Origin of the sequence: Pseudomonas brassicacearum subsp. neoaurantiaca (genome assembly GCF_013608025.1) — a bacterium.
Taxonomy (GTDB): domain Bacteria; phylum Pseudomonadota; class Gammaproteobacteria; order Pseudomonadales; family Pseudomonadaceae; genus Aquipseudomonas.
Genome location: NZ_VDLV01000003.1, coordinates 15,542 through 35,490 on the forward strand (window position 1 = coordinate 15,542; position 19,949 = coordinate 35,490).

The 19,949-nt window shown below is 60.9% G+C and carries 18 protein-coding genes; 14 read left to right on the plus strand and 4 right to left on the minus strand.

From position 1 onward, the window contains the following. Window positions 1-41 precede the first annotated feature (41 nt). The 5 genes from FHK92_RS02035 to FHK92_RS02055 all read left to right on the plus strand — a co-directional run bounded on the left by FHK92_RS02035 (window position 42) and on the right by FHK92_RS02055 (window position 4,480). Window positions 42-917: an acyl-CoA dehydrogenase gene (locus FHK92_RS02035; protein WP_181286590.1), complete on the plus strand. Its 876-nt coding sequence runs from the start codon at window positions 42-44 to the stop codon at window positions 915-917. A 183-nt stretch (window positions 918-1,100) separates the two neighbouring features. After that, window positions 1,101-2,195 (plus strand): serine hydrolase domain-containing protein, encoded by a 1,095-nt coding sequence (locus FHK92_RS02040; protein ID WP_181286591.1) that lies wholly within the window; start codon window positions 1,101-1,103, stop codon window positions 2,193-2,195. Then, complete coding sequence (locus FHK92_RS02045) at window positions 2,192-2,503, plus strand: amidase (protein ID WP_181286592.1); 312 nt, start codon at window positions 2,192-2,194, stop codon at window positions 2,501-2,503. Before FHK92_RS02040 ends, FHK92_RS02045 begins: the two co-directional genes overlap by 4 nt. A gap of 227 nt (window positions 2,504-2,730) precedes the next feature. Beyond that, window positions 2,731-3,321 (plus strand): YceI family protein, encoded by a 591-nt coding sequence (locus tag FHK92_RS02050; RefSeq protein ID WP_181286593.1) that lies wholly within the window; start codon window positions 2,731-2,733, stop codon window positions 3,319-3,321. A 1-nt stretch (window position 3,322) separates the two neighbouring features. Next, the gene (locus tag FHK92_RS02055; protein ID WP_181286594.1) at window positions 3,323-4,480 is read left to right on the plus strand and encodes a phospholipase D-like domain-containing protein; all 1,158 of its coding nucleotides are present in this window, start codon (window positions 3,323-3,325) and stop codon (window positions 4,478-4,480) included. Between the two features lie 128 nt (window positions 4,481-4,608). Here FHK92_RS02055 and bglX read toward each other — a convergent pair whose 3' ends face one another. Then, window positions 4,609-6,900, minus strand: a complete 2,292-nt coding sequence (bglX, locus tag FHK92_RS02060; protein WP_181286595.1) for a beta-glucosidase BglX — start codon at window positions 6,898-6,900, stop codon at window positions 4,609-4,611. A gap of 250 nt (window positions 6,901-7,150) precedes the next feature. On the opposite strand from bglX, the gene FHK92_RS02065 reads away from it, so the two are divergent. The 5 genes from FHK92_RS02065 (at window position 7,151) to FHK92_RS02085 (ending at window position 11,545) form a co-directional block, all read left to right on the plus strand. Further along, a complete protein-coding gene (locus FHK92_RS02065) occupies window positions 7,151-7,759 on the plus strand; it encodes a LemA family protein (protein ID WP_181286596.1) in 609 nt (202 codons plus the stop codon). Between the two features lie 107 nt (window positions 7,760-7,866). Beyond that, on the plus strand, window positions 7,867-8,613 hold the full coding sequence (locus FHK92_RS02070; RefSeq protein ID WP_181286597.1) for a TPM domain-containing protein: 747 nt from the start codon (window positions 7,867-7,869) through the stop codon (window positions 8,611-8,613). A gap of 28 nt (window positions 8,614-8,641) precedes the next feature. Then, window positions 8,642-9,259, plus strand: a complete 618-nt coding sequence (locus FHK92_RS02075) for a TPM domain-containing protein (RefSeq protein WP_181286598.1) — start codon at window positions 8,642-8,644, stop codon at window positions 9,257-9,259. 284 nt (window positions 9,260-9,543) lie between these two features. Further along, complete coding sequence (locus FHK92_RS02080; RefSeq protein WP_181286599.1) at window positions 9,544-10,761, plus strand: class I SAM-dependent methyltransferase; 1,218 nt, start codon at window positions 9,544-9,546, stop codon at window positions 10,759-10,761. Window positions 10,762-10,963: 202 nt separating this feature from the next. Continuing rightward, entirely contained in the window at window positions 10,964-11,545 is a 582-nt protein-coding gene (locus FHK92_RS02085) for a DJ-1/PfpI family protein (RefSeq protein ID WP_181286600.1), read from the plus strand. A 14-nt stretch (window positions 11,546-11,559) separates the two neighbouring features. Here FHK92_RS02085 and FHK92_RS02090 read toward each other — a convergent pair whose 3' ends face one another. Continuing rightward, window positions 11,560-12,579 (minus strand): DUF4917 family protein, encoded by a 1,020-nt coding sequence (locus FHK92_RS02090; RefSeq protein WP_181286601.1) that lies wholly within the window; start codon window positions 12,577-12,579, stop codon window positions 11,560-11,562. Window positions 12,580-12,721: 142 nt separating this feature from the next. On the opposite strand from FHK92_RS02090, the gene yiaY reads away from it, so the two are divergent. After that, window positions 12,722-13,870, plus strand: coding sequence for an L-threonine dehydrogenase (gene yiaY, locus FHK92_RS02095; protein ID WP_181286602.1), 1,149 nt, complete (start codon window positions 12,722-12,724; stop codon window positions 13,868-13,870). Here the strand turns inward: yiaY and FHK92_RS02100 are convergent. Both FHK92_RS02100 and FHK92_RS02105 read right to left on the minus strand, forming a co-directional pair. Continuing rightward, window positions 13,867-15,030 carry a multidrug effflux MFS transporter gene (locus FHK92_RS02100; RefSeq protein WP_181286603.1) on the minus strand — a complete coding sequence of 388 codons (1,164 nt, stop codon included), beginning with the start codon at window positions 15,028-15,030 and terminating at the stop codon, window positions 13,867-13,869. The genes yiaY and FHK92_RS02100 overlap by 4 nt on opposite strands. Before the next feature lie 12 nt (window positions 15,031-15,042). Then, window positions 15,043-16,278 (minus strand): aminotransferase class I/II-fold pyridoxal phosphate-dependent enzyme, encoded by a 1,236-nt coding sequence (locus FHK92_RS02105; RefSeq protein WP_181286604.1) that lies wholly within the window; start codon window positions 16,276-16,278, stop codon window positions 15,043-15,045. 443 nt (window positions 16,279-16,721) lie between these two features. Between FHK92_RS02105 and FHK92_RS02110 the strand changes: the two genes are divergently transcribed. From FHK92_RS02110 to FHK92_RS02120, 3 genes are all read left to right on the plus strand, one after another. Continuing rightward, window positions 16,722-18,071: a sensor domain-containing protein gene (locus FHK92_RS02110; protein ID WP_181286766.1), complete on the plus strand. Its 1,350-nt coding sequence runs from the start codon at window positions 16,722-16,724 to the stop codon at window positions 18,069-18,071. A 350-nt stretch (window positions 18,072-18,421) separates the two neighbouring features. Then, a complete protein-coding gene (locus FHK92_RS02115; RefSeq protein ID WP_181286605.1) occupies window positions 18,422-18,925 on the plus strand; it encodes a DUF4142 domain-containing protein in 504 nt (167 codons plus the stop codon). Window positions 18,926-19,002: 77 nt separating this feature from the next. Beyond that, a complete protein-coding gene (locus tag FHK92_RS02120) occupies window positions 19,003-19,911 on the plus strand; it encodes an SDR family oxidoreductase (protein ID WP_030138467.1) in 909 nt (302 codons plus the stop codon). Window positions 19,912-19,949 lie beyond the last annotated feature (38 nt).

A 19,949-nucleotide genomic window follows, 5' to 3' on the forward strand; every position in this document is an offset into this window, starting at 1 on the left:
TTGGTGATGCTTATATGACAGCCCACGAAAGGAGCCCCTTCATGCCTTGGCAAACCCTGATCGAACGCAGCGAGCGGCTGCCTGCCTGGGTGGATCTGGCTGAAGGTTATGCCGCGTTGTTGCACCGCCTGGGACCGGTCACGCCATTCGAGTTGGCCGTGGTCGGGGCGCGGTTGATGGCCACGCCGGGGTTGGCGTTTCTGGTGGGCTACGAGGCGGCGCTACGGGCGCTTTGGCCGAGCGCGCCGCAAAGCCTCGGCGCGTTGTGTGCCACTGAGCAGCGCAGCCTGCGACCGGCGGATATGCAGACGCGCCTGATCGATTTGCGGCTGAGCGGGCGCAAGGATTTCGTCACCGCGGGCGACGCTGCCGAGTGGTTGTTGGTCGCGGCCCGAAGCGAGGCGCCGGAAGAGGAGCGCCCGCGATTGAGCCTGGCGGTGGCCTACGCAGGCGAACCGGGCGTGGTGCTCGAAAAACTCCCGGGCCTGCCCTTCATGCCGGAGATCAGCCATGGTCGGGTGCTGTTGGAGGGCGCGCTGTGCGAATTGCTGGCGGGTGATGGCTGGGACGCCTACGTCAAACCGTTTCGTACCCTGGAAGACCTTTATGTGCTCAGCGCGATGACTGCATGGTTGTATGGCGTCGGGCAAGAATGCGCCTGGCCCCAGGCGTTGCGACTGCGCCTGTTGGCGCTGCTCGCCGGGTGCGCGGAGGCGAGCCGCCACAATCCTTCGAGCGCGGCCACGCATGTGCTGCTGGGTGGCCTGTTCGCCCAGTTCCAAGGGCTCGAAGCCGAACTGAACGACGCCTTGGCCGGTGGACCTGCGCCGTGGCGTGAGATGTGGGGGCGTGACAAGGCGGTGATGGACATTGCGGCGGGGGCGCGGGCCAAGCGGTTGGACAAGGCGTTGGGGTAGCCCCTCAAGCGGCTGCCCCCTGTGGGAGCGAGCTTGCTCGCGATAGCTGTTTGTCAGTCGCCATATGCTTAGCTGACACTCTGCTATCGCGAGCAAGCTCGCTCCCACAGGGGGCCACACACGCCTCGAAATTGTCATCAAGTCTGAATAGGCTCTGAAGGTTCAATCCTGCGAGCCCCGCGAATGTCCAAAGGCTGGTTCCTGATCCCGCTATTGCTGCTCAACCTGACCGCCCAGGCCGAAGACTGGCCCGCCGAGCAATGGCCGACCGGCCCGACCCCCACCGGGCCGGCCATCGAAGCCCTGGAGCAATACGCCTTTGCGCCAAGGGACGACGCCACCCGCCAAGGCATTCGCACCGACGCGCTGCTGGTGATCCAGGACGGTCGGCTGGTCTACGAACGCTATGCCGGACCGACTGACGCACAGACCCCGCACCTGACCTGGTCCATCAGCAAAAGCCTGCTGGCGACAGTGTTCGGCGTGGCCTACGGTGAAAAACGCTTTGCCCTGGATGATCCGGCCGCCCGGTACTATCCACCGCTGCAGCGACACCCGGGCATGACCCTGGCCGATCTGTTTCATTGGGCGTCCGGCCTGGACTGGCAAGAAGACTACGAATACGCGCCGCTCAACTCTTCGGTCGTGGCGATGCTCTATACCCGCGGACGCCACGACATGGCGGCGTTCACCGCCACGCACGGCAGCTTCAGCCCGCCCGGGCAGGCGTTCCGCTATTCCAGCGGCGACAGCAATCTGCTGGCGGCGGCGCTGAAAAATATCGTCGGTCCGGCGGGCTATGCCGATTACCCGTGGACGGCCCTGTTTGATCCTTTGGGCATCCGTCACGCGACCTGGGAAACCGACGCCAGCGGCACGTTCGTCGGTTCGTCCTATGCCTATCTCACGGCGCGGGACCTGGCGCGTGTCGGCCTGTTGATGCAACAGGATGGCCGTTGGGGCGATCGGCAATTGATTCCCCGGGAATGGGTTGCGTTCAATCGTGAGCCGTTCGCCCGCTTCCAGGCTGGTCAGGACGAGGCCGTGCCTGGCGGACACTGGTGGCTCAATCGCGCCGCTGACCCAACGATCCGTCCGTGGCCGGACGCGCCACCGGATACCTTCGCCGCCCTGGGCCATTGGGGCCAGGCGCTGTACGTCATTCCCAGCGCCAGGTTGGTGATCGTGCGCTACGGCGATGACCGCGACGGCAGCTATCGCCACAACGAATTGCTCAAGCGGGCCATGGCGGCGTTCGCCGGGACGGTGCAGCCATGATGCGCAAAGTGTCGCTTACCTTGATGGCGGTGCTGCTGGTTGCCTTGTTCGGTTGGGTCTGGAAAGAGCGGGAGGCGTTGCGTGCATTTCCCGACATCATCAGCGCCTATACCGCCAAGGAATACTGCTCGTGTCGCTATGTGATGCAGCAGCCGGCCGAATATTGCCGGGGTTATGTGAAGCAGTCGGTGCCCACCAACGACTTTCTCGACACACCTGAAGCCAAGCGCGTCACCGTCAGCGGCTTGGGGCGCAGCCACAGTGCGCGGTGGATGGGGGAGCGGCAGGGGTGTCGGTTGGAACCCTGAAGTTTACGGGCTGCTTTCGTGGCGAGGGAGCTTGCTCCCGCTCGAGTGCGCAGCGCTCGCAAATTTTTCAATCAGCCGCGATCTTGGGGCTGCTTCGCAGCCCAGCGGGAGCAAGCTCCCTCGCCACCGGGTTATGTGGGCAGCACGGATGTTGTGAAACAGACAGTTTGCAAGCGCCCTCGGCCCGGTTAAGGTTCGCCACAGGTTTATCTGCCCCCCGAGTCTGTATGTTCAAGCGGTCTTTCTCCCACGTTGTCACCACCTTGCTGCTGGCCTGCGCCGCGCTGCCGGCCGAGGCCGATTGGTACCTGGACGGCGAGTCGTCGAGGCTCTCTTTTATCAGTAGCAAAAACGGCAATGTCTCCGAGGTCCAGCGTTTCCTCGTGCTGCACGGCCAAGTCCAGCCCAAGGGCCTTGCGCGACTGGAGGTCGAACTCGAATCCATCAATAGCGGCATTCCCCTGCGGGACGAGCGCATGCGCGCCGAGCTGTTTGAAATCAAGCAGTTCGCCGAGGCCACCATCACTGCGCAGCTCGACCTGATACCGATCCAGGATTTGGCCAATGGCGCGCAACTGGAACTGCGCCTGCCGGTGACGGTGGATTTGCATGGCAAGCAGCACGAATACAACGTTCAACTACTGGCGACGCGCCTGGACGAGCGCCGCTTCCAGGTCGTGACCCTGGAGCCAGTCGTGCTCAACGCGGCGGATTTCGATCTGGCGCCGGGTCTGGAAAAGCTGCGCCACCTGGCCGGATTGTCGGCCATCAGCCTATCGGTGCCGGTGAATGCGGTGCTGATCTTCACGGCGCGCTGACATGAGCGGCCCGGTATTTCCTTGGCGCGAAGGCAATCGCTTCGAATTGCTGATCGATGGACCGCAGTTTTTCCCGCGCATGCTGGTGGAGATCGCCCGAGCCCAGGAACAGGTCGAGTTGGAACTGTACCTGGTGGAGGCGGGGGCCTGCGCCGAGGCGATGGTCCAGGCACTGGTCCAGGCCGCCGGGCGCGGCGTTCGCGTGCGCTGCCTGTTCGATGACTACGGCAGCCTGGCGTTCACCCTGGCCCTGCGCAAGCGCCTGACCGAGGCTGGGGTGGAGTTGCGTTTCTACAATCGCCTGAGCTGGCGCCGCTGGGTGCGCAACCTCTACCGCGATCACCGCAAGCTGCTGTTGGTGGACCAACGCCTGGCCGTGGTCGGCGGCACCGGGGTGACCGATGAATTCTGGAACCCCCTCGACGACCGCAGTGACTGGCACGAAGTGATGGTGGAAATCGTCGGCCCGCTGGTGCTCGACTGGCAGTTGCTGTTTGACCGCCAGTGGCTCGCCAACCGTCATCGGCGGGCCTGGAAACCAGCCTCCAACTTCGGCTTGCCGCGCCTGCCTCGCGTCCCGCCGGTGGGCGAGGGCATGGGCCGGGTGGCGTATGCCGACGCCCGCCAGCATCGCGACATTTTGCAATCGCTGTCCCGGGCATTGAACAGTGGCCAGAAACGCATCTGGATGGCGACGCCATATTTCCTTCCGACCTGGAACGTGCGCCGCTCCTTGCGCAAGGCCGCCGCCCGCGGCATCGACGTGCGGCTGCTGCTGACCGGCCCGCGCACCGATCACCCGTCCGTGCGTTACGCCGGGCACCGTTACTACCCACGACTGCTCAAGGCCGGCGTGCAGATTTTCGAATACCAGCCGTGTTTCCTGCATCTGAAGATGGTGTTGGTGGACGATTGGGTCAGCATTGGTTCCTGCAATTTCGATCACTGGAACCTGCGTTTCAACCTGGAAGCCAATCTGGAGGCACTGGACTCCGGGCTGAGCAAGGCCGTGGCGGCTAGTTTTGAACGGGACTTCGAGCAGAGCCTGCAAGTGAGCCTCGACGCGTGGCAGCGCCGGCCGCTGTGGAAGCGCTTCAAGCAGCGGGTGTGGGGGTTGGTGGATCGGGTGGTGGTGAACCTGTTGGATCGGCGGGGTTAACCATCCACCGCAAAACAATGTGGGAGCGAGCTTGCTCGCGATAGCGGCCTGACAGTCGATGATGCGGTGACTGATGGGGCCTCATCGCGAGCAAGCTCGCTCCCACAGGGTATTGCGGTGTTGCTGGATCAGAGCAACTCAAAACTCTGCTGCTTCACGTCCTGGGAGTCCAGGCCGATCTGTACGTTGAACTTGCCCGGTTCCGCGGCGTACTTGAGCTGGGCATTGAAGAACTTCAGGTCGTCTTCGGTGATGGTGAAGTGGATGACTTTCTTCTCGCCGGCCTTGAGCATCACCTTGCGGAAGTTCTTCAGTTCCTTCACCGGGCGAATGATCGAACCGGTCACGTCCTGGATGTACAGCTGCACCACGGTTTCACCGTCACGCTTACCCGTGTTTTCCAGCGTCACGCTGGCATCGAGCTTGCCGGTCTTGTTCAGCGTGGTCGACGACAGGGCCATGTCCGACAGGCTGAACTCGGTGTAGCTCAGGCCGTAGCCGAACGGGTAGAGCGGGCCAACGTCTTCTTCAAAATATTGCGAAGTATAGTTGGCCGCTGCCCCGGCTTTGAAGGGGCGACCAATCTGCAACGCATTATAGTAAGTCGGGATCTGGCCGACTGAGCGCGGGAAACTGATAGGAAGTTTTCCTGATGGGTTGTAGTCGCCGAATAGCACATCGGCAATCGCGTTGCCTCCTTCCGTACCTGCATACCACGTTTCGAGGACAGCATCCGATTGCTCATGCTCTTTGCCAATGGAGAGTGGCCGACCGTTCATCAGGACCAATACCAACTGCTTTCCGGTACCTTTGAGGGCGTTTATCAACTCACTTTGATGCCCTGGTAATTCAAGGCTTGTACGGCTTGAAGACTCGTGCGACATGCCGCGTGCTTCACCTACCACGGCGACAATGACATCGGCCTGTTGCGCGGTCTTGACCGCTTCTTCAATCATTTGCGCCGAGGATCTAGGGTCAATCTCGACTTCGGGTCGATCATAGATGATGTGGTTGAGGTAGGCCGCGACTTTAGGGTTGTCAATGATGTTGCTGCCACGAGCGTAGAGTAATTTGGCCTTTCCATCTATCGCGCTTGCGATCCCGTCATAAACAGTTACCGCTTGCTTCGGTTGCCCTGCGCCAGACCAACTGCCCAACATATCGATCTTACTTTTTGCGAGCGGGCCGATTACCGCGATGGTGCCTTGCTTTTTGAGCGGCAGTGCCTGTTGGTGATTTTTCAGCAGCACGAGGCTTTTTCGGGCAATTTCTCTGGCTTCTGCCCGATGCAGACGATTTTCGGCGTTGTTGTCTGTTGGATCGTCTTCTATTTTGCCAATGCGCTGGTACGGTGCGGCGAACAATCCCATATCGTACTTAGCGCCCAATACCTCGCGCACGGCGTTATCTATGTCATTTTGGGAAATTTCACCAGAGGCTAATAATCCTGGCAATTCGGTACCGTAGACTTGGTCATTCATGCTCATATCGATACCGGCCTTGATCGCCAGCTTGGCTGCCTCGCGGTTATCCCTGGCGACGCCGTGCCGGATCAGTTCGGTGATCGCCCCGTGATCGCTAACGGTAAGCCCCTTGAATTTCCACTCCTTGCGCAGTAGATCCTGCATTAACCAGGTGTTGGAGGTGGCGGGAATGCCGTTGATAGAGTTAAGCGCAACCATGACACCGCCTGCCCCTGCATCAATGGCTGCTCGGTAAGGAGGCAAGTAGTCCTGATACATCCGGACAGGACTCATGTCGACGATGTTGTAGTCTCGGCCTCCTTCAACGGCGCCATACAGGGCAAAATGCTTAACGCTCGCCATGACTCTATCTGGAGCGCTGGGGGATGAACCTTGTAACCCTTCGACCATGACTTTGGCTATACGCGAGACAAGGTAAGTATCTTCGCCGAATCCTTCTGAAGTCCGACCCCAACGAGGGTCACGAGCGATGTCGACCATTGGGGCGAACGTCATGTCCAAACCATCGGCACTGGCTTCTTTCGCGGCGATCCGTGCACTCAGGCCAATGGCATCCATATCCCAACTGGACGCCAGCGCCAGACTGATAGGGAAAATGGTGCGTTGCCCATGGATGACGTCATAGGCAAAAAACATCGGGATTTTCAGGCGACTGAGTTGGGCAGCGTCCTGCATAGGCCGGTTTTCTGCACGAGTGACGGAGTTGAATGTACCTCCGATTCTTCCAGCGGCGATTTCCTTGCGAATCATCTCCCGGGGCATTTCCGGGCCGATGCTGATCAGGCGCAATTGGCCGATCTTCTCTTCGAGGGTCATTTGCTTCATCAGGTTACTGATGAACGCATCCTTGTTCTCTATGGGGGCTGGCAGGTTGTCGGCTAATACGGATTGACTGGCCAGACTGACAAACAGGCCCAGCAAACACAGCTTCTTCATGAATAATTTTCTCGCAAGCCTAAAGGGCGGGGATCACACCACGCCGGTCAGCCAAAATGTGAGGAGCGGCTATTGTTGTTCAGTTAAATGCAGCACACTTTCGAACCCATTGGGCTGAACTTAGTTTCGCACTGCGCATCTTTTAGCCCATCGGCCCGTTTCAATCCAGCGCGGCGGCAGATTATGCCCCAGACGTCGGCGGGATAGGTGGCCGGGTTTTCCTATGTCATGCAAGGGAGCGCTATATCCGATGAATCCTCGACTGAATCACCTTCGCAGCCTGCCGATGCTGGCGCTGATGCTGCTCACCACGTTGTTGGCCGGTTGCGGCATCAACAACATCCCGACCCTGGACGAACAGGCCAAGGCCGCTTGGGGCCAGGTGCAGAACCAGTATCAGCGCCGCGCCGACCTGATTCCCAACCTGGTGGAAACCGTCAAGGGCTACGCCCGGCACGAGCAGGAAACCCTGACCGCAGTGGTCGAGGCGCGGGCCAAGGCCACGTCGATCCAGGTGGACGCCAGCACCTTGGACAACCCGGAAAAACTCAAGCAGTTCCAGCAGGCCCAGGACCAGCTGAGCGGCGCATTGAGCCGGCTGATGGTGGTGGTCGAGCGTTATCCGGACCTCAAGGCCAACCAGAATTTCCTGGCGTTGCAATCCCAGCTCGAAGGCACCGAGAACCGCATCGCCGTGGCCCGCCGTGACTTCATCCTGGCGGTGCAGAAGTACAACACCGAGATCCGCACCTTCCCCGGTCGCCTGTGGCACAGCGTGATGTACAGCGACTTGCCGATCCGCGAAACCTTCGAGGCCACCAGCCCGAATGCCGAAAAAGCGCCTGAAGTGAAGTTCTGAAAAAACTGTGGGAGCGAGCTTGCTCGCGATGGCGGCCACACATCCAGCATTGATGCAAACTGATCCACCGCTATCGCGAGCAAGCTCGCTCCCACACAGGAGTTCTGATGCGAGTGTTGAAATTTGGCCTGGTGCTGCTGCTCTGGGTCTTTGCCATCACGGCCCAGGCCGAGTTGAAATTTCCGGCATTGACCGGGCGGGTGGTGGACGCCGCCCAACTGCTCGACCCGTCGGTCCGAACGCAACTCGATGCGCAACTCAAGGCCCATGAGCAGGCCACCGGCGAACAGGTGGTCGTCGTCACGCTGGCCAACCTACAGGGCGCCAGCATCGAAGACTTCGGCTATCAATTGGGCCGCCACTGGGGCATCGGGCAGAAAGACAAAAACAACGGCGCGCTGCTGATCGTCGCCCGCGATGATCGTAAACTGCGCATCGAAGTGGGTTATGGCCTGGAGGATCGTCTGACTGACGCCCAGAGTTCGGTGATCATCAATCAGGTAATCACCCCGGCGTTCAAGACGGGCAATTTCAACAAGGGCATCAGTGACGGCGTGGCGGCGATGCTCGTGGTCCTGGGCGGCAGTTCCCTCGATGAACCGGCTGCCGCATACAGCGCGGGTGGGCCGGACGAGAAGGATTTCGTCGAGCGCCATCCAGGCCTGTTCATCTTCCTGGTTATGCTTTTTATCCTGACGGTATTCGTCTGCCAGATGCTCGGTATCCTGCCCAGCGGTGGTGGGTCCAGTGGCGGTGGCTATTCCAGTGGCGGAGGTGGCGGCAGCAGCGGAGGCGGTGGCTTCAGCGGCGGTGGCGGCAGTTTCGGTGGCGGCGGTTCGTCGGGCGGCTGGTGACAACAATAATGAGCGGGCTTTTTTAAACATGGCATTACTGACTGAACACGAACAACGCAAAGTGGCCGAGGCCATCGCCCAGGTCGAGCGCGACACCGACGCCGAACTGGTCACGGTGCTTGCTGCCCGCGCCGATGACTACGCCTACATCCCGTTGCTCTGGGCCAGCTTGCTGGCGCTGGTGGTTCCCGGCGCCCTGCAGTACCTGACGGGCTGGCTGACCCTGCACAGTCTGCTGTGGGTCCAGTGGGCCAGTTTCATCGTGTTGTGCCTGGTGTTTCGCATCCCTCGCATCACCACGCACCTGATTCCTCGTTCCGTACGCCACTGGCGGGCTTCCAACCTGGCCCGCCGGCAGTTTCTCGAACAGAACCTGCACCACACCGTGGGCAGCACCGGCATGCTGATCTTCGTCTGCGAGGCCGAGCGCTATGTGGAGATACTGGTGGACGAGGGCATTTCCAAGCGACTCGACAATACACATTGGGATGCGATTGTCGCGGCATTCACCCAGCAGGTTCGCCAAGGGCAGACGTTGCAGGGTTTCGTGACGTGCATCGAGGCCTGCGGCGAATTGCTCAAGGAGCACGTGCCGGTGACCCATGCGCGTAACGAATTGCCGAATCGGTTGGTGGTTTTAAGCTGATGTTCTGCCGGACACCGTGGCGAAAGTGCCTTTGTGGCGAGGGAGCTTGCTCCCGCTGGACCGCGAAGCGGTCCCCATCGGTCTCAAAGTAAGGCAAAGGGCTCGCAAATCGACGACTGCTTCGCAGCCGAGCGGGAGCAAGCTCCCTCGCCACGCAAGCGCGTGGTCATGCAAAGATTACGCTGCGAATTTAGCACCGCTGGGGAAATTCCCCGTGCCCTGGCACCCCATCCCCCCTAAAATAGCCGCCATTCCCGATCCGCCCGCCCCGAGGCCGCTTTTCCATGTCCGTTACCGCAACTCCCGCCCGTTCCGCGCCGGATCATCACGCTCAGTTCATCGCGCTGCTGCACACCAGCCTCGAGCAGAACGCGTTCATCAAGCTGGTGCTGGCCAAGTATGTCGGTGACGAAACCGATCTGCAGCGGCTGATCATCAAGCAGCTCACAGTCAAGGATCAGCCTTGCCTGTCCTTCGTCTATCGCTACAAGACCCGCGACATCACCAAGAATTTCCCGCTGGCCGAAGGCGTGGATACCATCGCCGCGCTGTTGCCGGCTTCGTTCAAGAACGCGCATCTGCTGGCGATCACCGACGAAGCGCAATTGGAGTACAGCAAGAAGGGCAAGAGCTCGCTGTTCAAGAGCAAGCCCCAGCAACTGCGAGAAGTGCCATCGGCCGAGCACAACCGCGAGAAGAACCGCTTCCTCGACTTGAGCCGGCCATTCCTGGCTGACCTGGGCGTGACTAACCATAAGCACGAACTGATTCCGGCGATGTCGCGCAAGTGGAAGCAGATCAACAAGTTCATCGAGGTCTTCAGCCATGCGCTGACGTCTTCGCCGCTGGCCCTGGACAAGCCGGTGCGGGTCTCGGACTTCGGCTCGGGCAAGGGCTACCTGACCTTCGCCATCCACGATTACCTGCGCAACACCTTGCAGGCCGAAGGCGTGGTGACCGGTGTCGAGTTGCGTGAAGACATGGTCAAGCTGTGCAACGAAGCCGCCGCGCGGCTGGAGCACCCGGGCCTGAGTTTCCAGCACGGTGACGTGCGCAGCGTGGCGCCAAGCGCGGTGGATGTGATGATCGCCTTGCACGCCTGCGACATTGCCACCGACTACGCGATCCACATGGGCATTCGCTCGGGCGCCTCGATCATCATGTGCTCGCCGTGCTGCCACAAACAGATCCGCCTGCAGATTCAGAGTCCGGCGCTGCTCAAGCCGATGCTGCAATACGGCTTGCACCTGGGCCAGCAGGCGGAAATGGTTACTGACAGCTTGCGGGCGTTGTTCCTCGAAGCCTGCGGCTACGAGACGAAGGTGTTCGAGTTCATCTCCCTGGACCACACCAACAAAAACAAGATGATCCTCGCGGTCAAGCGTGCCGAACCGGCGGATCCCGCCGAACTGCTCGCCAGGATCGAAGAACTCAAAGCGTTCTATCACATCACCGAGCACTGCCTCGAAACGCTGCTGCGGGCGGATGGTTACCTCGCCTGACAACACCGACCTGAACCCTGTGGGAGCGAGCCCGCTCGCGAAAAACGATAACGCGGTGCATCTGACTAACCGCGCTGCCTGATTCGCGAGCAGGCTCGCTCCCACAAAAAAGCGGTGCAGTCTGTCAGTTAATGACGGGCTGCTGTTGCAGCGGTCTACCTTTAATGCGTTCACCCTCACGCATTCCAAAGGAGCCCATTCCATGGCCGCCAAGAAAATCCTCATGCTGGTCGGCGATTACGTCGAAGATTACGAAGTCATGGTGCCGTTCCAGGCTTTGCAAATGGTCGGCCACACGGTGCATGCCGTGTGCCCGGGAAAAACGACCGGCCAGACGGTCCGTACCGCGATCCATGATTTCGAGGGCGACCAGACCTACAGCGAGAAACCGGGGCATTTGTTTGCCCTCAACCATGACTTCGCCAAGGTCCAGGCCGCCGATTACGATGCGCTGCTGGTGCCGGGCGGTCGCGCTCCGGAATACCTGCGCTTGAATGAAGAGGTCCTGCAACTGGTGCGTGATTTCGATCTGGCCGGCAAGCCGATCGCCGCGGTGTGCCACGGTGCGCAATTGCTCGCGGCGGCGGGCATCCTGGAGGGCCGCGAGTGCAGCGCCTATCCGGCCTGTGCCCCGGAAGTGCGTCTGGCCGGCGGGACGTTTATCGACATCCCGGTGACCGAAGGCCATGTCCAGGGCAACCTGGCCACGGCACCGGCCTGGCCGGCACATCCGAACTGGTTGGCCGGATTCCTGACGTTGCTGGGCACGGCGATTACCCTGTAGGCACCACCGGGAGGCTAGACCTCCACCGGCACCGCCAGCTTCGGATCGCCCAGTGGATGACTCTTGGCATCGAAGAAGCGCAACTCGATGTCGAGGCCTTGGAATAGCTTGGCGTAATGCCGTTTCTGGTGCTGGATAAAGGCCTGGCTCCGCGGGTAGATCGAGATGGCCATGGTCCTCGGCGCGGCTTGGCGCAGCGCATGCACGATATGGCTGTCCTGCTCGCCCAGGGCGTGGCCGAACAGGCACAGGTTGTCGCCGTGGTGCAGCAACTGGTCGTAGCAGAACGACAAGTAGTCACTGCTGTGGATGGTCTTGAGTTTGTCCTGGCTCGGACCTTCGTTGATGAACAGTGGAACATCATCGAGGGTCTTGAGGGTGTTGTTGATGGCGAAACTGCCGAGCAGCGTGCCCTCGGTGGAGGTGAGCTTGCGCGCCGTGCCGTCCTGGTTACGCACCAGATGCAAGCCACCGTGCAGGTACAGCAGGCGCGGTTTGTCTGTGTTGGCCTGGCTCAGGTCGAAGCTGTGATCGGCTCCCAGGAACAGGTCGGTGACGGTGTCGGGAGCGCGCTGGATCGCCCAGTAGCTCAGTAAATCGTAGTTGGTCGTGAACACCGTGCGGTAGCGGCCCAGTTCCTGGTTCAGGTGTTGCAGGGTTGACGCTTGCACCAGCCGCCAGGGGATATGCATGGCGTGCACGGCGTTGATCAGCGCTTCCTTGATCGCGTAGTAGCGATTGCGCGGCGCGGCGGAGCTCACTGCCAGGGCCTTGTTGACCCGGCTGGTGGTTTTCAGCGCACCCAGCACCTGTTCGAAACTGCGTGTCTGCAGCGCATCGAACACGCTCAGTTCCGACGGACTCAGGGGTTTTTCCTCGACGGTACGGGCGTTCTCGAACAACGAGTCATAGCCGAAATCGTCCCACACGGCGCGGCTGGCGCCATTACCCACCAACAGGCCGCTGAAGGCGGTGCTGGCGCGCAAGGTCTCCCACTCTTCGAGCCGGGCGTCGTATTCCTGGAAATCGGTCATTGCGAAAGTCATCTCAAAACGTGGCAAAGGCAGGGCGTGACTTTATCACGACCCAGTCTTGAGCCAGATCAAGATACGTTGTGACCAGTCGGTCAATCCTGTACGCCCCTGCCGATCCGGCCTCTTTCAGGAGCGTGTCCCCATGAGCAGCACTTTTTTCATTCCAGCCGTGAACATCATGGGCCTGGGTTGCCTCGACGAGGCGATGACCGCCATCCGCAACTACGGCTTTCGCAAGGCGCTGATCGTCACCGACGCGGGGTTGGCGAAGGCCGGCGTCGCCTCCAAGGTGGCCCAATTGCTGGCATTACAGGATGTCGACGCGGTGATCTACGACGGTGCCAAGCCCAACCCGAGCATCGCCAACGTTGAACTCGGGCTCGGCCTGCTGAAGGAAAGCCGCTGCGATTTCATCGTGTCGCTGGGTGGCGGCTCCCCCCATGATTGCGCCAAGGGTATCGCGTTGTGCGCGACCAACGGCGGGCAGATCCGCGACTATGAAGGCGTCGATCGCTCCAGCAAGCCGCAACTGCCGCTGATCGCCATCAACACCACGGCAGGCACCGCCAGTGAAATGACCCGTTTCTGCATCATCACGGACGAGACGCGCCACGTGAAAATGGCCATCGTCGACCGCAACGTCACGCCGCTGATGTCGGTCAACGACCCGGCCCTGATGGTGGCGATGCCCAAAGGATTGACCGCCGCGACCGGCATGGATGCGCTGACCCATGCGATCGAGGCTTATGTCTCCACCGCCGCCACGCCCATCACCGACGCCTGTGCCCTCAAAGCGATTACCTTGATCAGCAACAACCTGCGCCTGGCCGTGCGTGACGGCAATGACTTGGCAGCGCGGGAGAACATGGCTTATGCACAGTTCCTCGCGGGGATGGCATTCAACAATGCTTCGCTGGGTTTCGTGCATGCGATGGCGCACCAGTTGGGCGGCTTCTATGACCTGCCTCATGGCGTGTGCAACGCGGTATTGCTGCCCCATGTACAGAGTTTCAACGCCACGGTCTGTGCCGCCCGGCTGACGGATGTTGCCCATGCCATGGGGGCCGATATCCGTGGATTCAGCCCTGAAGAAGGCGCCCAGTCTGCCATCGCGGCGATTCGCAGCCTGGCCGTGGATGTGGACATTCCAGCGGGCTTGCGTGAGCTGGGCGTGCGCCTCAATGACGTGCCGGTACTCGCCGCCAACGCCTTGAAGGACGCCTGCGGCCTGACCAACCCGAGAGCGGCGGACCAGCGCCAGATCGAGGAGATTTTCCGCGGCGCATTCTAACTGGCCCGAGGCGGCATGAACCTGGCGCACAGCATCGCCGCCACTGCCAACAGCGTGCACAGCAGCGCCAATGGCCAGGCCTGTTGACTCAACAACAGGCTGGCCAAGGCGCCGATCGCCGAGGCCAACAACTGATGCAGGAAACCGCTCAGGGCCATGGCGTATGCGCCGGCGACCGGCGAGCCCTCGTTCGCCAATGACAGGCTGATGGGGTAATTCAACGACTGGCCGAACACCGCGAAGCAGTACGGGAGCCAGAACAGCAGGGCAACACTGCCCAATGCGATGCTCCCCGCCAGCATGGTCACGCTGCCACCCAGCACCAGCGTGATGCCCCAACCCATCAATCGACGCTGGCCGGTGCGTAGCACGAATGCATTCACCGCCAGCGCGCCTAGCAGGTACGCCGCGCTGATCGGCCAACCCAACAGGCCGTACTCGACGGCGGACCAATGGAAGCTTTCCTGCAAGATCAACGGCGCGCCGGTATTGAAGGCGATGATCACGCCATACCCCAGCCCACCTGCCAGTGCAGGTAGCAGAAAACCGCGATGTCTGATGATCTGCCCGTATACCCGCCACGCCGACTGCCCGCCACTCACTTCCGCCAATACCGGGAACCGGGCCCTGGACACCGCCGCCGCCATCGCCAGGCTGACCGCACCCAAGCCGAGGAAAATCGCCTCCCACCCGAAAGCGACCTGGATCAACGAACCGAGGTACTGGCCGATGCCGAGGGCAACCACGAAGGCGATCGATATCCACGACAGCGCCTTGGCCAGCAGGTCGCCGCTGAACGTGTCGCGGATCAACACCCGTGCCATCACCGAAATACCGCTGGCACCGATGCCCTGAATCAACCTGAACGCCAGGAATGTTTCCAGTGACGTGCCCAACGGCAAGGCCAGGTTGCCCAGGCCGTACAGGACCAATGCCGCGAGCAAGACGGGTTTGCGCCCAAGCCGCTGGCTCAGGCTGCCCCATAACAGCATGGGCAGCGCCATGCCGATCAGGTAGACCGACAATCCCCACGACACCTGGGCCGCATTAGCCTTGAGGTCCAGGGCAATGTCAGGCACGGCCGGCAGGTAGATACTCATGCCCAGTTGTGCGAGGAAAACGGTGGCGCAGGTGACGATCAGGGTTGTGCGGTTGTTCATCAAGGGCTCGATTCAAGGGCGGGTGTCGCGCCCGTGGGCCAATAGCAGGTCGATGACCTGCTCGCAGAACGAACGAATCACCTCCGGCTCCATGTCGGCACGCAGGGTGATCCGGATCGCGGCTTTGTCTTGTGGCACCACGGGGAAAAAGACCGCTGAGGTGAAATACCCCAGTTCGGCGAGTTCGACCGCGAGACGCGTGGCCAGGGCCGCCTCGCCGCAGTGCACCAGCCGGATCGCCATGGGGCTGGCGTACTGTTCGGTGCGGATCAGGCTATCGAACAGGCGGATATTAGCTTGCAAACGTTCCTGCAACGAACTGAATTCGGGACTGCGGTGCAAGCTGATCGAGGCCATGCCTGCGCCGATAGCGGCGGAGTTCAGGCTTTGCGACCAATTGCTTGGGCCGCCGTAACGTTGCACCAGAGTCTTGTGCCGTTCACTGCCAAACATGGCCAATCCACCGCTGGCACCGAATGATTTGGCCAGCGAAGCGACAATCAGGGTGCGGTCGTCAACCGCCGGAATTCGCGATCGCACCAGGCCAATGCCGGAGGGTCCCACGGCGGACAACGCATGGGAGTCGTCCAGATAAAGGAACAGGCCGTGGCGCTGCTTGAGGTACATCAGGCTATCCAGGTCCGCCATGCCGCCCATGCTGTAGGCGCTGTCCGCCACGTAGGTCACGTTAGCGTGGCGTTTGCAGACGTCTTCGAGGAAATCCATGTCGTTGTGCGGGCAGGTGATGACCTGGGTTTCATCCGCGCAGGCGGCCTTGATATGGTTCATCGAATAATGGGCCTGCTTGTCGAAGACCATGACCGGCGGTCGATTGCCGGTCAAGGCACCACTGGCCAGCAAGGGCAGTATCCCTGAGCTTGCTGCGCTGCAAGACAATGCGCTGAGGCAACTGGCGCCGAACAACTCCGACAGTTGGATTTCGTATTGGTCGAGGATTTCCAGCTTGCAGCGATTTTTCGAGTTGGCAACGCGCAGGGTTCCGGCTTCCCAAAGCGTCGTCATGGCACCGTCCAGCAAGGCGGGGTGATAATCCAGGCCCAAGTAGGACGTCGTACAGAAGTGATGCAGGGTGCGACCGTATTGATCCACCAACACATTGGGGCTCTTGACCTCCACATTCAGCCCCGCGGCTTTTCCAACATGGGCGTTCTGCCAATCCTGGTCCGCCAGGGAAATCACCTTGCGATAGTTGGTGAAGCGATGGGGTGGTAGCGCAGTCTGGTTCATGGTTCGAGTACATTCCTTGGTTATGTGTTGCTGTCCGTGGGTGTTTCACTTTGTGTGTATGTCGAGACTTTACAGACTGTTGGGCAGGGCTTTGAATCGGCTGTTTCCGGTGTGTTTGAGCGTGATCGGAGAGTTGCGCGTAGGATCTTGCCTAGGGAGCTGGACGGGGAATCCATTTGCGGCGTGGGAGTGGGGGTTCGACCCGTGAAATTGCGGGGTTTGGCTACCCTGAGCGCTTGGCCAACCCATCGAATACGGATTTCGCTTCGGTCGTGTCCATCGTGTGTTGGCAAAATGATGTCAATTTTCCAGGGGCGGTCCGATTGCCTGCGCTATCCTCATCGATAACGTGGGTATACGTGATTGCGTACGTCTGCAGGGCGGCGCGAATGACGGATGCCCGGTTCCCCCATGGCTGTATCACCCGGATGGCTTATCGCGTCATGGATATTCGAAGTTCCGCGCCGCTGGCCAGCTACCTCGATTTGCTGCTGGACGCCGTATGTGCCGTCGACGCCCAAGGCTGTATCGTGTTCGTCAGCGCGGCGTGCGAGCGCATTCTGGGCTACACGCCACAGGAACTGATCGGCCGGCGGATGATCGACCTGGTGCATCCCGCCGACCGCCAGCGGACCCTCGAGGCCGCGCGTGAAATCATGGAGGGCGAGCCCAAGCTCAATTTCGAGAACCGCTACCTGCGCAAGGACGGTGGTGTAGTGCATATCCTGTGGTCGGCGCGCTGGTCGGAGGCTGACCAGCTGCGCATCGCCGTGGCGCGTGACATCACCGAGCGCAAGCAGGCGGAGTCCCGTCAGGCGGCGTTGTATGCGATTTCCGAGGCAGCCCATGCCGCTGCTGACCTGCTGGCCTTGTTCAAGCGGATCCACCTGATCATCGGCGAGTGGCTGCCGGCGCTGAATTTTTCGGTGGCGCTGTATGACGAGCAATGCGAGCAGATCGACTTTGCGTACCACGTCGACGATCGAGAGCGACAACCCGAATTGCCTGGCACGATGATCGGACGCTTGTGCGCCGAAGTCATCCGCAGTGGCCAGCCGATCCTGCTCACCCCCGGTTGCAGTTCCTTGCCCGCAGAATTCCGCGACCTTGTGTCTGCGCCGCAGGCGCCTTGTTGGCTGGGCGTGCCGCTGAATTCGCAGAACGGTACGATCGGCGCCTTGATCGTCAAGAGTGCGCCGGACAGCGAACGCTATACCGAGCAAGACAAGGAATTGCTGCAATACGTCTGTGCTCAGATCACCCTCGCCATCGAGCGCCAGCAATTGCACGCCCGATTGCAGCACATGGCGCAGTACGACCAACTGACCCAAGTGCCCAATCGCGAATTGCTGCGCGAGCGGTTCAAGGCTGCGCTGGCCACGGCCCGTGCCGCATCGGGGCGGATGGCCTTGCTCTATATCGACCTGGACCGTTTCAAGCAGGTCAACGACACGTATGGCCATGGTGTTGGCGACATGCTGCTGCAAGCGGTGGCGAGTCGGCTCAGGGGCTGCATACGCGAAACAGACACCGTCGCGCGCATCGGCGGTGATGAATTTGTCGTCCTGCTGCACAGCATCCAGAACGTCACGGACGCCGAGCGGGTGCAAGCAAAAATCCGCCGTGCCTTGGCTGAGCCGCTGCGGCTGGATGGTCACTGCCTGAGTATCGAACCGAGCATCGGCGTGGCGTGCTTTCCCGACCATGGCACCGAAGACATCACCCTGTTCCGCCACGCCGACGAAGCGATGTACGCCGCCAAGCGCCACAACCACCGAGCCTTCGGCATTTAATTGCGCGCCACCGTTCGTCGTGGCACTCGCGTGTTTTCCAAACCTTGAGACCTGGGCCATTTCAAATGAAATACGGGGCATGCGTGCCCGTCATTTCTTGCAATACGGAGGGCCGGGCTATGCGCGGGTCAAGCAACATTTATCCGGGAAACATTGCTCACGATCGAACGAAGGTGTCCGAAGCGGGTCGCAAAAGTGGGAGAACCACCATCGCGAGCGTCGATAAAAGCCCGCTGAAAGCCGAGATTGGCCGCAAGCCGGGTCGCACGTCTCGCTGAATATCCAACGGTGGTTCTGATTTCCGCGACGTAGATTCCGTCGCGATTTTTCTTTCAGAGGAGGGCGCGACCATGAGCCGGATGGCCACCTTTTTACGTACCACCAGTGTTGTCGTGCTAATGGGCCTGGGTGCCAATAGCGCCTGGGCCCAGTCACCTGTCGAATTCATCAACGATGCATCCGCCAAAGGCATGGCCGACATCGAGGCCAGCCGTGAGGCGCATTCGAAAGCGGAGTCACGGGAGGTCAAGGACTACACCATCATGGTGATCAACGACCGCACCACCGCCAACCAACATTTGGCGAAAATCGCCAAGAAGCTCGACTTGCCTGTCGCGCCACGGGAAGAAGTGGCGGACAAGGCCAAGACCCTGATGCCACCAGTGGCCGAGGGCGAGTCGTTCGAAGCGGCTTATGCCGCCAGCCAGGTCAAGGCCACTGAAGAAGCCATCGAGCAGATCCAGCAGCAGGCCCAGACCACCGATGTGCCGGAGATCAAGGCGTTCGCTGACGAAACGCTGCCCAAGCTGCAAACCCATCTCGAGATGGCCAGGGCGTTGCAGGCCAGCCGCTGATCCTCTGCACCTGTTTATGTTCAGGACCGGGACGCCAGCGTCCCGGCTCGTTTTGCCCGCCGAAAAGGAGAACCTCGATGTCTACACGCCGAGAACCCAACCAATACGCGATGCAGAATCCGCTGACCCAATACCCGCGTCCGGAGTTTCCGGACCAGCCACAGTCCCCGCCAGGCATCGACCAGGACATGCTGCCGCAACCCGATCATGGTGAAAAAAGTTATCAGGGGTTCGGACGCCTGGAAGGGCGCAAGGCGCTGATCACCGGCGGCGACTCCGGGATCGGTCGCGCCGCCGCCATCGCCTACGCCCGGGAAGGCGCTGATGTCGCGATCAATTACCTGCCCAGTGAAGAGCGCGACGCGCAGCAGGTTATTGAGCTGATCAAGGCTGAGGGGCGCAAGGCCATCGCCATTCCGGGCGACCTCAAGGACGAAGCGTTCTGTGCGCAGATGGTCAAGATGGCGCAACAGCAACTCGACGGCCTGGATATCCTGGTCAATGTCGCCGGTAAGCAGGAGGCGCAGAAAGACATCGCCGACATCACCACCGCGCAGTTCGACGACACCATGAAAACCAACATCTATGCGATGTTCTGGATCTGCAAGACCGCGGTGCCGCTGATGCCGGCCGGTGCGACCATCATCAATACCGCGTCGATCCAATCCTACGATCCGTCCGCGACGCTGCTGGACTACGCCACCACCAAAGCGGCGATCGTGGCGTTTACCAAGGCGTTGGCCGGGCAAGTCATCAGCAAGGGCATCCGTGTCAATGCGGTTGCGCCGGGGCCGATCTGGACCGTGCTGCAACCCAGCGGTGGGCAACCCAGGGAGAAGATTCCTACGTTCGGCTCCCAGGTCCCAATGAAGCGTCCTGGACAGCCTGCGGAATGCGCGCCGCTTTATGTGCTGCTTGCATCGCAAGAGTCGAGTTATATCACCGGGGAAGTATTTGGCGTGACGGGAGGCAACCCGTTGCCCTGATGTTGAAAAATGCGCGAGTGGCATGGACCACTCGCGCA

Coding starts and splice junctions, on each gene's coding strand:
- FHK92_RS02045 (WP_181286592.1), top strand. CDS start 2,192: ATGATGCGCAAAGTGTCGCTTACCTTGATGGCGGTGCTGCTGGTTGCC.
- FHK92_RS02040 (WP_181286591.1), top strand. CDS start 1,101: ATGTCCAAAGGCTGGTTCCTGATCCCGCTATTGCTGCTCAACCTGACC.
- FHK92_RS02110 (WP_181286766.1), top strand. CDS start 16,722: ATGGATATTCGAAGTTCCGCGCCGCTGGCCAGCTACCTCGATTTGCTG.
- yiaY (WP_181286602.1), top strand. CDS start 12,722: ATGAGCAGCACTTTTTTCATTCCAGCCGTGAACATCATGGGCCTGGGT.
- FHK92_RS02075 (WP_181286598.1), top strand. CDS start 8,642: ATGGCATTACTGACTGAACACGAACAACGCAAAGTGGCCGAGGCCATC.
- FHK92_RS02085 (WP_181286600.1), top strand. CDS start 10,964: ATGGCCGCCAAGAAAATCCTCATGCTGGTCGGCGATTACGTCGAAGAT.
- FHK92_RS02090 (WP_181286601.1), bottom strand. CDS start 12,579: ATGACCGATTTCCAGGAATACGACGCCCGGCTCGAAGAGTGGGAGACC.
- FHK92_RS02035 (WP_181286590.1), top strand. CDS start 42: ATGCCTTGGCAAACCCTGATCGAACGCAGCGAGCGGCTGCCTGCCTGG.
- FHK92_RS02115 (WP_181286605.1), top strand. CDS start 18,422: ATGAGCCGGATGGCCACCTTTTTACGTACCACCAGTGTTGTCGTGCTA.
- FHK92_RS02105 (WP_181286604.1), bottom strand. CDS start 16,278: ATGAACCAGACTGCGCTACCACCCCATCGCTTCACCAACTATCGCAAG.
- FHK92_RS02065 (WP_181286596.1), top strand. CDS start 7,151: ATGAATCCTCGACTGAATCACCTTCGCAGCCTGCCGATGCTGGCGCTG.
- FHK92_RS02055 (WP_181286594.1), top strand. CDS start 3,323: ATGAGCGGCCCGGTATTTCCTTGGCGCGAAGGCAATCGCTTCGAATTG.
- FHK92_RS02120 (WP_030138467.1), top strand. CDS start 19,003: ATGTCTACACGCCGAGAACCCAACCAATACGCGATGCAGAATCCGCTG.
- FHK92_RS02080 (WP_181286599.1), top strand. CDS start 9,544: ATGTCCGTTACCGCAACTCCCGCCCGTTCCGCGCCGGATCATCACGCT.
- FHK92_RS02100 (WP_181286603.1), bottom strand. CDS start 15,030: ATGAACAACCGCACAACCCTGATCGTCACCTGCGCCACCGTTTTCCTC.
- FHK92_RS02050 (WP_181286593.1), top strand. CDS start 2,731: ATGTTCAAGCGGTCTTTCTCCCACGTTGTCACCACCTTGCTGCTGGCC.
- FHK92_RS02070 (WP_181286597.1), top strand. CDS start 7,867: ATGCGAGTGTTGAAATTTGGCCTGGTGCTGCTGCTCTGGGTCTTTGCC.
- bglX (WP_181286595.1), bottom strand. CDS start 6,900: ATGAAGAAGCTGTGTTTGCTGGGCCTGTTTGTCAGTCTGGCCAGTCAA.